We start from the raw sequence: 13058 nt of genomic DNA on the forward strand, positions 1-13058 counted from the left end.
AGGGTGTCCCCGCCGTCCTGGCCCGTCGCCGGTGAGCCGGCCGGGACGGCGCCCAGCTGCCCGTCCACGAAGGCGGCCAACTGCTCGGGCGTCGGGTGGTCGAAGACCGCGGTGGCCGGCAGTCGCAGACCGGTGGCCTGGTTCACCGCGTTGCGCAGCTCCAGCGAGGTGAGCGAGTCGAACCCCAGATCCCTGAACGACGTCTCGGCGTCGACTGCGTCGGCACTGTCGTGGCCGAGCACCCCGGCGACAGCGGCCGCCACCGCCTCGGCAACGGCCTTCGACCGCTCCTCTCCGGCGAGCCCGGCCAGCCGGTCGCGCAGCGTCGGGCCGGCAGGGACGCCCGTCGCGGGCGCGGCGGCGGCCGCGGAGCGCCGTGCCGTGCCGCGCACCAGTCCGCGCAGCAGCGGCGGCAGCGCCCGCGCCGAGTCGCGCAGGGACTTGCGGTCCAGCCGCACGGGGACCAGGACGGGCCGTCCGGTCGCGCACGCGGCGTCGAAGAGGGCCGTGCCCTGCTCGGGAGTGATGGCCAGAACCCCGTAGCGCTCCATCCTCTTGAGGTCCGCGGCCCCGAGCGTGCCGGCCATGCCGCCGCTGGGTTGCCACATGCCCCAGGCCAGCGCGGTGGCGGGCAGCCCCCGGGCGACGCGGTGCTGGGCCAGCGCGTCCAGGAAGGTGTTGCCCGCCGCGTAGCTGCCCTGTCCCGGGCTGCCCAGCGTGCCGGCGACCGAGGAGAACAGCACGAACGCCTTCAGGCCGGTGCCCTCGGTGAGTTCGTGCAGGTGCAGGGCCGCGTCCGCCTTGGGGCGCAGGACGGTGTCCAGCCGCTCCGGGGTCAGTGAGGTGACGACCCCGTCGTCGAGAACGCCCGCGGTGTGGACCACGGCTGTCAGCGGATGCTCGGCCGGGACGGCGCGCAGGAGCCCGGCCAGGGCCTCGCGGTCGCTGACGTCGCATGCCGCGACGGTGACGTCCGCTCCCAGTTCTCGCAGCCGTGCGGTCAGTTCGGCGGCTCCGGGCGCGGAAGGTCCCGAGCGGCTGGTGAGCAGCAGCCTGCGGGCGCCGTGCTCGGTCACCAGGTGACGGGCGAGCAGAGCGCCGAGTTCGCCGGTGCCGCCGGTGATCAGCACCGTGCCCTGCCAGGCCGCGGGATCCGGCTCGACGGCCGGCGAGACGGCGGCTCTGACCAGGCGAGGAGTGAGCCATGTGCCGCCCCGCACCGCGAGTTGCGGCTCACCCGAGGCCAGCGCCGCCGCGAGGTCCGGGCCTCGGAGCTGGTCGCCGACGTCACCGTCCTCGTCGAGGTCGACGAGGACGAAACGCTCCGGCGCCTCCGACTGGGCCGACCGGACCAGACCCCACACCGGGGCAGCGGCCAGGTCGGAAACGTCCTCGTCGGGCCGCGCCGCGACGGCCCGGCGGGTGACCAGCACCAGCCGGGACGGAGCCTCGGGCCCCTCGGTCAGCCAGGTCCGCAGCAGGTCGAGCACCTGGCCGGTGGTCTCCCGCAGGGCGCCCGCGAGGTCCGTGCCAAGGGCCCCGGCACAGTGCACGACGGTGTCCTGGGCCATGCCGCTCCCGCCCGCCAGCGCCTCAAGCGCGGCCGCCGGGGTGGTGAAGTGCCGCACCGTGCGCGCCGGGGCGGTGCGGGAAGCCGACGGCAACTCCGTCCAGTCCACCTGGTGGAGTCCGTCGGGAGCGGTCCCGCGGGCGGTGCCGAGCTGCTCGACCGAAGCGGCGCGGGAGACGAACCCCTCGACGGTGATGACCGGGTTGCCCTCCGGGTCCGCGGCCGTCAGCGTGACCGTGTCGGCATCCTGGCGGGTGTAGCGGACTCGCAGCGAGGAGGCTTCGAGCGCGTGCAGCCGCACGCCGTTCCAGGAGAAGGGCAGCCGGCCCGAGGGGGTGCCGTCACGCAGTTCCTCCCACGCCAGGGCGTGGAGGGCCGCATCGAGCAGCGCCGGGTGCAGCCGGAACCGCGCCGCCTCCGCCGCCGGCTCCTCGGCCAGGTCCACCTGTGCGAACAGCTCGTCCCCGCGCCGCCATACGGCGGTCAGGGCCTGGAAGGCGGGACCGTAGGCGAAGCCGGTGTCGGCCAGCCGGTCGTAGAGACCGTCGATGTCCACCTCCACGGCGTCCCGCGGCGGCCATTCGCTGCCGCCGGACTCCGGCGCGGCCTCCTCGGCGCGGGCGAGCCGGCCCGCGGCGTGCAGCGTCCACACCGCCTCGTCGTCCCCGGCCTCGTCGTCGAACCGTGAATGCACCGTCACCGGACGGCGGCCGTCCGGCTCGGGAGCGCCGACGATCAGCTGGAGACGGATGCCCCCTTCCTCCGGCAGGACCATCGGAGCCTGGAGCGTCAGTTCCTCCACCGTCTCGTGCCCGGTGTGGGCACCCGCCAGGTTCGCCAGCTCCAGCAGTGCCGTACCGGGCACCAGAGTCCTGTCGAAGACGACATGGTCGGCGAGCCACGGGTGGGTCCGGCCGGAGAGGCGACCGGTGAAGACCGCCGTGTCCCCGGCGGCCAGAGTGGTGACGGCGCCGAGCAGCGGATGGTCGGCAGCGGTGAGGCCGACGGAGGAGACGTCGCCGGGCGCGTCGGGCTCGTCCAGCCAGTACCGCTGCCGCTGGAAGGCGTAGGTGGGCAGGTCGACACGGCGTGCGCCCAAGCCCTCGAAGAACGCCTCCCAGTCCGCGGAGACACCGCGGACGTGCAGCTCGGCGACGGCCGTGACGAGGGAGTGGGGCTCGGGCCGGTCCCGGCGCAGCAACGGGGTGACCAGGGCGTCGTGTTCGTCGCCGAGGCACTGGCGGGTCATGGCCGAGAGCGTCCCGTCCGGGCCGAGCTCGACGAACGTCCTGACCTTCGCCTCCCGCAGGGTGGCGACCGCGTCGCTGAAGCGCACGGCTTCGCGCACGTGCCGGACCCAGTACTCGGGCCGGCCCAGGGTGTCGGCACCGGCCACCTCTCCGGTGACGTCGGAGACCACGGGGATGACGGGAGCCGCGAACGAAAGCCCCTTCACCACGGCGGCGAAGTCGTCCAGCATGCCGTCCATGTGGGGCGAGTGGAAGGCGTGGCTGACCGTGAGCCGCTTGGTCTTGCGTCCCTGCCGCTCGAAACGCGCGGCGACGGCGGTGACGACGTCCTCGTCACCCGAGATGACGAGCGAGCCGGGGCCGTTGAGCGCGGCCACCGATGCGCGGTCCTCGGCGCCGGCGAGGGCAGCGAGGGCCTCCTCCTCGGTGGCCTGTACGGCGATCATCGCGCCGCCGCCGGGCAGGCTCTGCATGAGCCGCCCGCGGGCCGCGACGAGCTCGGCCGCGTCCGGGAGCGAGAGCACTCCGGCGACATGCGCGGCGGCGATCTCGCCGATGGAGTGGCCGGTGACGAAGTCGGGCCGCACACCCCAGCCTTCGAGCAGCCTGAACAGCGCCACCTCCACGGCGAACAGCGCCGGCTGGGTGTACTCGGTCCGGTCGAGCAGCCCCTCGGCGTCCTCCTCGGCGAAGACGACCTGGCGCAGCGGGCGGGGGAGGTGCTCGTCGAGCGCGTCGCACACCGCGTCCAGCGCCGCGGCGAACGCGGGGTACGCGGCGTACAGTTCGCGTCCCATGCCGAGCCGCTGGCTGCCCTGGCCGGTGAAGAGGAACGCGGTCCGGCCGGCCGCCCGAGCCTGGCCCTGGACGGCGGATGCGGTGGGGGTGCCGTGGGCGACCGCCTCCAGGGCGGAGAGCAGGGTGTCCCGGTCGCCCGCGGTGAGGACGGCGCGGTGCTCCATCGCGGCACGTGAGGTGGCCAGGGAGTAGGCGATGTCGAGGGGGTGCTCCCCGCCCAGGGCCGTCAGCAACTTCCGGGCCTGGGCGCGCAGCGCCTCCGCGCTCCGTCCGGACAGCAGCCAGGGGAGAACGAAGCCCTCGGGCGGCTCCGGGCGCACGGCGGCCTCGGGCGCCGCGCCGGCCGTGTCGGAGGGCGCGGGCTCCTCGAGGATGACGTGGGCGTTGGTGCCGCTGATGCCGAAGCTCGAGACACCCGCCCGGCGCACCCGGTCGGAAGCGGGCCACTCGACCGGCTCGGTGAGCAGCCGGACGTCGCCGGAGGACCAGTCCACGTGCGGGCTCGGCGCGTCCACGTGCAGGGTTCTGGGCAGCCGGCCGTGCTCCATGGCCTTGATCATCTTGATGATGCCGCCGATTCCCGCGGCGGACTGGGTGTGACCCACGTTGGACTTCAGCGAACCGAGCCACAGCGGTCGCCCGTCGCGTCCCTGGCCGTAGGTGGCCAGCAGCGCCTTGGCCTCGATGGGGTCGCCGAGCTTGGTGCCGGTGCCGTGCCCCTCGACCACGTCCACGTCGCTCGCCTTGAGCCCCGCGGCGGCCAGCGCCTCCCGTATCAGCTTCTCCTGGGAAGGACCGTGCGGGGCGGTCAGTCCGTTGCTCGCGCCGTCCTGGTTGACGGCCGAGCCGCGGATCACGGCCAGGACGCGGTGCCCGAAGCGGCGGGCGTCGGACAGGCGCTCCACGATCAGGGAACCGACACCCTCGGCCCAGGAGGTGCCGTTGGCTCCGGCGGCGTACGACTTGGCCCTCCCGTCGACCGCCAGACCGCGCTGCCGGCTGAACTCCGTGAAGGAGAAGGGCGTGGCCATCAGCATCACGCCGCTCACGACCGCCAGGCCGCACTCGCCGCGCCGCAGCGACTGGCCCGCCATGTGCAGGGCCACCAGCGAGGAGGAGCACGCGGTGTTGACGGTCACGGCGGGCCCGTCGAATCCGAAGGAGTACGAGATACGGCCCGACGCGACGCTTCCCGCGCTGCCGACACCGAGGTAGCCGTCGAAGCCCTCGACCGGGGACTTGAGGAAGCGGAGTCCGTATTCGTCGAACATGATGCCGACGAAGACGCCGGTGTCGCTGCCGCGCAGGGTGTCCGGGACGAGCCCGGCGTTCTCGAACGCCTCCCACGTGGTCTCCAGCAGCAGCCGCTGCTGAGGGTCGACGGTGACGGCCTCGCGCGGGGAGATGCCGAAGAACCCGGCGTCGAAGTCGGCCGCGTCGTGCAGGAAGCCGCCCTCGCGGACGTAGCTCTTGCCGATGCTCTCCGGGTCCGGGTCGTACAGGTTCTCCAGATCCCAGCCCCGGTCGGTCGGGAACCCGGTGATCGCGTCGCGGCCCTCGTCCACCAGCCGCCACAGCTCGTCGGGGGTGGTCACATCGCCGGGGAACCGGCAGCTCATGCCGACGATCGCCAACGGCTCGGTGTCCCGTTCCGTGACCTGCCGCAGGCGAGCCTCGACACGGTCGAGTTCGGCGGTCGTGCGCTTGAGGTACTGCAACAACTGCGCCTCGGTGGACGTGTTCTCGTCGGACATGCTCTGCTCGGGCATCCTCAGCTTCTCTTCGCTAGGCACGGGTCGGGTCCGGGAGTCGTGGGGCGAGGGCCGCGGCGGGATCACCCGGCGTCGTCCAGGGGCCGGAGTCTGGTGTCCAGATAGGCCAGCAGTTCCTCGGCGGACGTCGCCTGGACGGGCTTGCCTGCCACGGCCCCCTCCGGCGCGGGCGTGAGCCGGTCCAGCAGGGCGCCGAGCCGTGTGACGAGTTCGGCGCGGAGACGGTCGTCGGCGTCGTCACCGGTGAGTTCGGCGGCGGCGTCCTCCAACCGGTCCAGGGCCGCGGTCAGGGACACGGGCGCGCCTTCGGCGGTCGTGGTGAGCCGGGTCCACAGATGGTCGGCGAGCGCCCGCGGAGTGGGCTGGTCGAAAACCGTCGTCGAGGTCAGCGGGACGCCCGTCAGCTCGTCGAGCAGCTCGCCGAGGACCACGGCGGTCAGGGAGTTGACGCCGAGGGTCAGGAAGCTCTCGTCGCCGGACGCGGTACGCAGCTCCGCGATCTCCGTCGCATCGGCCGCGGCGTCGAGCACCCGCTGCAGAAGCAGTTTGCGCCCGGCGTCCGCCGGCAGCTGCGTGAGCCGCTCGCGCAGTTCCTCCGCCGGGCCGGCCGCCTGCGACGCCGCGGTCGTACCGCCGAGGACGCCGAGCTGGGCGTAGAGGTCGAGCTGGTCGTCCGAGAGCCAGTACTCGGCGATCCGGCCGTCCTCGAAGCGCAGGATGTCCACACCGCGGAAAGTGACACGGGTGCCGGCCGGGGCGGTGGCGGCGGCGGGTCGGCCACCCTGCCAGGTGCCCTCGAACACCCACCGGCCGATGGCGTAGTCGCCGACGATGAACGGGCCCAGCTCGCCGGTGATCCGGGCGTCGTCGTCGAAGGAGGAACGGAAGGCGGCGATCCAGGAGGCGACGGACGGACCGTCGTGGAGGGTCGCGGGGTCCGGCATGCCGTACTGCGGGATGTTGACCCGCATGGTGCGCGACAGGATGGTGTCGGCGATGGCGAAGTCGCCGTTCCACAGCCGGGACCAGGCGTCCCACAGCTCCCGGTGGGTCAGGACGGTGGCCGGCGCGGTCATCGGGCGGCCTCCGTGCTCTCCTGGCGGGCGCCCTCGGGGCCGGTCGCGTGAGTCCCCGCTCCCGGCGCTCCGCCGGACAGGACCCGCAGGGACTCCTCCGACAGGCTCCAGCCGGTGACCTTCTCGGTGCGGGCGACGATCTCGGGGGCCATGTAGTCCTCCACCGTGATCAGGCGGGAGCCGAAGGTGTGGAAGTGCTCCGCCAGTCGGGCATCGCGTGCCGCGCCCTCGAACATGAACGCCTCGATCTCGTTGAACGGGCGCGCCAGTGCGTAGTCGGCGATGAGGTGCTGATGGGCGCCGGTCTCGGTGGCATGCCGTTTCGCGTAGTCGGCGAGCGCGCCGTCGAGCGGGTCGTCCCCGGTGAGCGCCGGGGCGGTGGCCTCGACCAGCCAGGAGGCCGACTGCATGGCCCAGGCGCACCCCACCGCGGAGAGGGGGTCGCTGGTGAGGGCGGCGTCGCCGATCAGGGCGAACCCCGGACCGGAGGGCTGACGGGTGATCAGCGGGTAGTTCACGGTGCCGATGACCTTGGAGATCCGCTCGGCCCTGTCGATCTCGGGGCCCTCCGGCAACGAGCGGACGAAGTCGAGGTAAGCGCCCTCGATGTCCTCGCGGAAGTCGTCGAGCCGCGCTTTGGACAGCACGGCGGCGATGACGGTCACCCCGTCCTCGTTGGGCATCACGTAGGCGTTGTCGGGGTCGAGGTAGTAGACACGTGCGGAGGTGCGGCCCTCGGGGTGGCGGAGCCCGCGGAAGTAGGCGAAGTAGCTGAAGCGATGGTTCTCCGTGGTCTCCGACGGTGCACCGGCCAGGCGCGCGACCGTGGAGTCCTTGCCGTCGGCGCCGACGACGAGCGGTGCCCTCAGGACGAAGGAGCCGTCGGCCGAGGTGCCGGCCACACCGGTGGTCCGGCCGTCCTCCACCAGCAACTCGTTCACGGTGTGACCGAGCCGTAGGTCGACGCCTTCGGTGCCGGCCGCCGTCCGCCGCAACAACGGGTCGAGCGACTGCCGGCGGACGCTGTAACCGTGCGGCAGCACACCGGGGCCGGTCTCGGCCTCCGGCCTGATCCAGCCCCATTTCGTCCAGTAGTCCGCGGAGTTGCGTATGGCGCCGATGCCGTCGAGGGCGTCGGCCAAGCCGAGTTCGGACATCACGGGATAAGCGGAGGCCTGTATGTAGTGGGTGCACAGCACCTTGTGCGCGTCCATGCTGGAACGGCGTTCCAGCAGCGCCACCCTGGCTCCCTGGCGTGCGTACAGAATCGCCGCCGTACAGCCCGCAACACTGGCCCCATTGATGACGACGTCATAATTCTGGGTCTGGTTTTCTGGCACGACTGACCTCTCGTACGTTCTTGGTGAGATACAGAAAGCGAGTTCCCGGGAGGGTCAGACGGCCTGCACCACGGCACACGACCAGGTAAAGCCGCCACCGCCGCCGATCAACACGGCGAATTCACCGGATTCGAGATCCGGTGACGCGGAGACGTGGGCCATATTGGCGAACATGTCGCCTGCCCCCAGATGCCCGCTGCCCTCTCGCTCCCGCAGCGTCTTCCCGGCCACCAGTCCTTCCAGGACGGGCAGATACATCATGTCGAGAACACTGTCACTGAGGCGTGGCAGAGCCACATAGCGGATACGGCCGTCGCTCGGCTCGACAGCTGCCTCGGCGAGCGCCTTCAGAAGGACCGCGCGTACGCACGAGCGCGCCGACTCGGTGAAGGCGGCGATTCCCCCGTGCTCCTCCAGGTAAGCCTTCTTGGGTCTTTTGACATCGATACGGCCACCGCGCCAGAGAGGCGCCGGGCTGAAATCGTCACGACCGCGGTACATCGACTCGTACTGAGCGTCCGTCACGAAGGCGAGCGACTTCAGAACGAGTCCGGAACGGGGCCGCCCCGTATCCAGGCGGCGCAGGAGCGCCGCTGTGCCGGCGTCGCCGTACACCACTCCGTAGTCCGCGGCCCAGCGGTCGAATCCGGGAGGGCAGAAACGGTCCGCGGTGGTGACCAGCGCCACTTGGGGACGTGCGTCCGCGACGAGCTTGTCCACGGCCACGCCGAGCGCCGCGGCACCGGCGTTGGACATCTGCTGGACGCCGAGCGGGAGCGCGGAGCCGGCCCCGACCCGGGCGGCGATGTAGTGGGCGGGCGACCAGAAGTCGTGGCCCTGGTGGTACAGCCAGCCGTGCACCACCAGGCCGACGTCGCTGGGATCGCACGTCGAGGCGTCGAATGCCCGCTCGGCGGCCAGTACCGCCATGTCGGGTGCCGGCGTTTCGGACACCGGGACCGCTGTCAGTCCGAGGTCGCGGCTCTCCTCGGCGGTGATCCTGCCCTCGGCCACCATCGCGGAAGCCGTCTCACGCTCCTTTGGCAACCATGTCGTCACAGCTTCCAGGACAAGAAGTCCTGCGCCTTTCATAAATCTTTCCCCCGTGTAGCTGCATAGAGCGGCTTGGTCGTGCCGCTCCTTTTGCGCGCCGTTTCGCCTGGTCCATGGAACCGCTCACTCATGGAGCGTGCGACGGCGTCCTGCCGATCGCGGTACGCACCCCTGACGGGGCCCCGCTCACTCGCTTCACATCACTTGGTTGCGCGAACCGCGAATCGGTTTACAGCCAACACCCAACAAGCGTAGTGACGTCCGTCACAACCGCCTCCGGCGGGTATTCGAGCCCTCGGGTGAAGCGGATGCGGAATGTCGTCCTTCGCTTTTTCGGGGTCCGCTTTTCGTCGTCGAGGTGGCCGAAACCGGCCCGATGGCGTGGAGTCACCCATGGCATGATGAAGAAGAGTCGGCCCGCCCAAGAGGGTGCGGGCTACGGGGAGACTGGGTTTTCGGAGATGACCTCAGCGCTTATTTCGCGCAGCACGCACGAATCCGATCGATCGACGGCAATCGCCCACCTCTTCGTCACCTATCGGTCACGTCTGATCAAGCTCGCCGTCACGTTGGGTGCGGATGCCGATGCAGAGGACATCGTCGCCGAAGCCTTCTACCAACTCCACAAGAATTGGGATGACTTACGTTCTCCGGAGGCGGCTGCGGGCTACCTCCGTGCGGTGGTGCGAAACCTGGCGCGGATGAGGCTGCGGCGCCTCGTCATCGCCCGTCGCTACGCGGAACCCCGAGTGTGCGAGCCCGTGGTGCAATCGGCCGAACAACAGGCCCTGCTGAATAACGACCAGCGGGCGGTGGTCAAGGCCCTCAGAAGGCTCCCTCGCCGTCAATTCGAGGCGCTGATACTGAAGCACTGGATGAACCTGAAAGAATCGGAAATAGCCGAGACGATGGGTATATCGGTCGGTGCCGTGAAGTCCCATACGTCCAGGGGCATCACAAGGCTCTCCGAGATGCTCGAGACGCGGGTCGCGTGACCTGTCGGCTCCCGCCGGGCGGTCCGCCACCGCTGCCGCGTGACCGCGGCGACGACCCGGGGCGGGAGCCGGCCCTCACCGCCGCCGTTGCAGCAGCGCGAACCGGGCCCCCTCAGGATCCGCCACCGACGCCATCCGGCCATGTGCCGTGTCGTGGACCGGCCTGAGGACATGTCCGCCCAGGTGCACCAGGTGGTCCACGGCGTCGTCGGCATCGGCGACCTGGAAGTACGTCACCCAGTGCGGGCCCCGGTCGCGGGGGAGGGCCTGTCCCAGGCCGTGGATGCCGGCGACGGGTTCACCGCCGCGGTGCAGGGTCACGTAGTCGAAACCGGCGGAGACCACCGCCTCCTCCTCGTAGCCGAACACCGTCCGGTAGAACGTGGCGGCGCTCGCCGACTCGTAGGTCAGCAGCTCGTTCCAGGCGGGTGTGCCGGCCATGCCCGAGACGGCCGTGCCGAGGTGCGCGGCGGCCTGCCGGACGCCGAAGATCGCGCCCGAGGGGTCGGAGCCGATCGCGAGACGGCCGGTGTCGCCGGCGTCCAGCGGGCCCACGGCGATGGTGCCGCCGCGGCTGCGCACCGAGTCGGCGGTCAGGTCCGCGTCGGGGGAGGCGAAGTAGGGCGTCCAGGCGATGGGCAGCCGGCGGTCCGGCGGCAGCAGGCCGATGCCGGCCACCTCGTGCCCGTAGAGCAGCGCGCGTACGTACGGGCCGAGTTGCCGGGGGCCCGGCCGGAACTCCCAGCCGAACAGGGCTCCGTAGAAGTCCTCGGTCGCGGTCAGCCCGTGCACCATCAGGCTCACCCAGCAGGGTGAGCCGGGCGTGTGCCGAGCGGGCGCTTCGCCGTTCGGGGCGGCGAACTCCCGTGCGTCGGTCATCGTCACTCTCTTCTCGGCCTCGCGGAGGCCGTGCTCTCCGCAGCCCTCGTGGGGCCCGTCCTGCGGGGCGGCCATGCCCGGGAGAATGCCCGAGGTGCGGGTGCTGTCCCGTGCGGCGCGCTTGTCGGCACGTGTCGCTCAGCTGTACAGCATGTGCTTGTTCCCGTACGCCACGTGATCGCCCCGGTCCGGCCGAGCAGAGTAGCCGGACATGAACGGCTCGGCCACCCCCGTGCGCGAGGATGGAGCCATGAACGCCACCATCTCCGCATCCGACCTCGCGAACGACCTGGCGGCCGCCGAACCGCCGGTCCTGCTCGACGTCCGCTGGCAGCTCACCGCGGCCAAGGCGGCCGGTGAGCCGCCGTACGACGGCCGGGCCGAGTACGAGTCAGGGCACCTGCCCGGGGCCGTCTTCGTCGACCTCGACCGGGAGTTGGCCTCCCCGCCGGGCGAGGGCGGCCGCCATCCGCTGCCGGACCTCGCACGGTTCGGTGCCGCGATGCGCCGGGCGGGCGTGTCGTCCCGGACGCCGGTGGTCGTCTACGACGGCGGGCAGGGCTGGGCGGCCGCCCGGGCATGGTGGCTGCTGCGCTGGACGGGCCACCCGGACGTGCGAGTCCTCGACGGCGGGTTGCCGGCCTGGCAGGGGCCGTTGGAGAAGACCGTGCCGACACCCGCGGAGGGCGACTTCGTGCCCGAGCCGGGTGCGGCGGGGCTGCTCGACGCCGACGCCGCCGCGGAGTTGGCACGGTCCGGGGTGCTGCTGGACGCGCGGGCGGGGGAGCGGTACCGGGGTGAGGTCGAGCCGATCGATCCGGTGGCGGGGCACATCCCGGGCGCGGTGTCGGCGCCCACCACGCAGAACGTGGGGCCGGACGGCCGCTTCCTGCCCGCCGGGGAACTGCGGGCGCGTTTCGAGGGGCTCGGCGTGACCGAGGGCGCGCGGGTCGGCGTGTACTGCGGGTCGGGTGTCTCCGCGGCCCACGAAATCCTCGCCCTGGCGGTCGCGGGTGTGCCGGCGGAGCTGTACGTGGGGTCGTGGTCGGAGTGGTCCTCGGACCCGGACCGGCCGGTCGCGGTGGGCCCGGATCCCCAGTAGGCAGGCATGAGGAGAGGGCCGCGCCGATGAGGCACGGCCCTCTCCTCGTCGTGCGGCCGGTGTCCACGCCGTGACCCGGCTACTCCTGCTTCTTGCGCCGCGTCCCGAACACGATCTCGTCCCAGCTCGGGACGGCGGCTCTGCGGCCCGGCCGGACACCGTCGGCCTCGGCCTGCCGGTCCGTGGATCCGATGAGACGGTCGCGGTGGCTCCCGACGGAACGCGGCATGAGCACGTCCGCGTAGGCGGAACCGGCCGAGGCCGCGGGGGCCGGAGGCTCCTCCGCCTCGGGCTCGGCGACGGACTCCTCCTCGGGCTCCGCCGCCGGGAGTTCCGGTACCACCAGGTCGCCGCGGAAGCTCGGCACCGCCTCCAGCAGACTGGTCAGCGAGTCCCGCTCACCCGTGGTCTCCTCGGCCGGTTCGGACGCCTGGGCCGGCAGGCTGGGCCGCTCCCGGTCGGCGGGACGGTCCAGTGGCCGGTCGCGTGGCAGCCGGGCGATCCGCGGGACGAACGGGAAGCTGGGCTCGGGCGCGGACAGGTCGTCGGACTCGCCGATGAGCATGCGCGCCTCGTCGTCGACGGCCTGGACGAGCCGCCGGGGCGGATCGTACGTCCAGCTCGCCGAGTGCGGCTCACCCGCGACGCGGTAGACCAGCAGGACCTCCCACGTGCCGTCGTCGCGACGCCACGAGTCCCACTGCACGGTGTCCTTGTCGACGCCGCGGATCAGCAGTCGCTCCTGCACGGCCTCGCCCAGGGGCGGACCGGAGTTCTCACCGGGGCGGCGGACCGGGGTCTTGCGGGCGCGCTCGGCCATGAACGCACGCTCGGCGAGCACCGGGCCCTCGAAACGGCGCACCCGGTCGACGGGGATGCCGGCGAGCTGCGCGACCTCTTCCGCCGTCGCGCCGGCTCGTATACGCGCCTGGATGTCGCGGGGGCGGAGATGGCTCTCCACCTCGATCTCGATCTGGCCGAGGCGGGGACGGTCGCCGCGCACGGCGGCGCGGAGCCGTTCGTCGATGGGAAGCGTGTACTCCGTGCTGTCCGCAGCCTTCAGCACCAGCCGTGTGCCGTCATTCGAGACGGCCACGACACGCAGTTCGGGCATGGGGACCTCCCGGGTGGTGCCTGCCGACGTCACGTGCGTCGCTGCTTCCGCTAGTCGAGTGTGGCCTGCCCGGGTGCAGCCTGCCACAACCTTGCCGAGTTGCCCGGCG

Annotated in this window: 7 protein-coding genes and 1 pseudogene; 2 read left to right on the top strand and 6 right to left on the bottom strand. The window is 72.0% G+C overall.

Translation table 11 applies throughout. The features are described from left to right. Positions 1-8 precede the first annotated feature (8 nt). The 4 genes and pseudogenes from ABEA82_RS23410 to ABEA82_RS23425 all read right to left on the bottom strand — a co-directional run. A pseudogene (locus tag ABEA82_RS23410) lies at positions 9-5456 on the bottom strand (SDR family NAD(P)-dependent oxidoreductase); the annotation flags it as partial. Next, on the bottom strand, positions 5453-6466 hold the full coding sequence (locus tag ABEA82_RS23415) for an ester cyclase (RefSeq protein WP_345663578.1): 1014 nt from the start codon (positions 6464-6466) through the stop codon (positions 5453-5455). The pseudogene ABEA82_RS23410 and the gene ABEA82_RS23415, both read right to left, overlap by 4 nt. Further along, complete coding sequence (locus ABEA82_RS23420; RefSeq protein WP_345663579.1) at positions 6463-7806, bottom strand: NAD(P)/FAD-dependent oxidoreductase; 1344 nt, start codon at positions 7804-7806, stop codon at positions 6463-6465. The genes ABEA82_RS23415 and ABEA82_RS23420 overlap by 4 nt, the downstream gene beginning before the upstream one ends. Positions 7807-7860: 54 nt before the next feature. Further along, on the bottom strand, positions 7861-8853 hold the full coding sequence (locus ABEA82_RS23425) for a beta-ketoacyl-[acyl-carrier-protein] synthase family protein (protein WP_345663580.1): 993 nt from the start codon (positions 8851-8853) through the stop codon (positions 7861-7863). Positions 8854-9257: 404 nt separating this feature from the next. Here ABEA82_RS23425 and ABEA82_RS23430 point away from each other — a divergent pair, with 404 nt between their 5' ends. Next, on the top strand, positions 9258-9854 hold the full coding sequence (locus ABEA82_RS23430; RefSeq protein ID WP_345663581.1) for a SigE family RNA polymerase sigma factor: 597 nt from the start codon (positions 9258-9260) through the stop codon (positions 9852-9854). Positions 9855-9929: 75 nt separating this feature from the next. On the opposite strand, the gene ABEA82_RS23435 is transcribed toward ABEA82_RS23430, so the two are convergent. Beyond that, positions 9930-10733 carry a VOC family protein gene (locus ABEA82_RS23435; RefSeq protein ID WP_345663901.1) on the bottom strand — a complete coding sequence of 268 codons (804 nt, stop codon included), beginning with the start codon at positions 10731-10733 and terminating at the stop codon, positions 9930-9932. Positions 10734-10983: 250 nt separating this feature from the next. Here ABEA82_RS23435 and ABEA82_RS23440 point away from each other — a divergent pair, with 250 nt between their 5' ends. Beyond that, the gene (locus ABEA82_RS23440; protein ID WP_345663582.1) at positions 10984-11835 is read left to right on the top strand and encodes a sulfurtransferase; all 852 of its coding nucleotides are present in this window, start codon (positions 10984-10986) and stop codon (positions 11833-11835) included. Between the two features lie 79 nt (positions 11836-11914). Here ABEA82_RS23440 and sepH read toward each other — a convergent pair whose 3' ends face one another. After that, the gene (gene sepH / locus ABEA82_RS23445) at positions 11915-12949 is read right to left on the bottom strand and encodes a septation protein SepH (protein WP_345663583.1); all 1035 of its coding nucleotides are present in this window, start codon (positions 12947-12949) and stop codon (positions 11915-11917) included. Positions 12950-13058 lie beyond the last annotated feature (109 nt).

The sequence above is a fragment of the Streptomyces venetus genome (genome assembly GCF_039540295.1).
Taxonomy (GTDB): Bacteria; Actinomycetota; Actinomycetes; order Streptomycetales; family Streptomycetaceae; genus Streptomyces; species Streptomyces venetus.

Coding starts and splice junctions, on each gene's coding strand:
- ABEA82_RS23415 (WP_345663578.1), bottom strand. CDS start 6,466: ATGACCGCGCCGGCCACCGTCCTGACCCACCGGGAGCTGTGGGACGCC.
- ABEA82_RS23430 (WP_345663581.1), top strand. CDS start 9,258: ATGATGAAGAAGAGTCGGCCCGCCCAAGAGGGTGCGGGCTACGGGGAG.
- ABEA82_RS23435 (WP_345663901.1), bottom strand. CDS start 10,733: ATGACCGACGCACGGGAGTTCGCCGCCCCGAACGGCGAAGCGCCCGCT.
- ABEA82_RS23440 (WP_345663582.1), top strand. CDS start 10,984: ATGAACGCCACCATCTCCGCATCCGACCTCGCGAACGACCTGGCGGCC.
- sepH (WP_345663583.1), bottom strand. CDS start 12,949: ATGCCCGAACTGCGTGTCGTGGCCGTCTCGAATGACGGCACACGGCTG.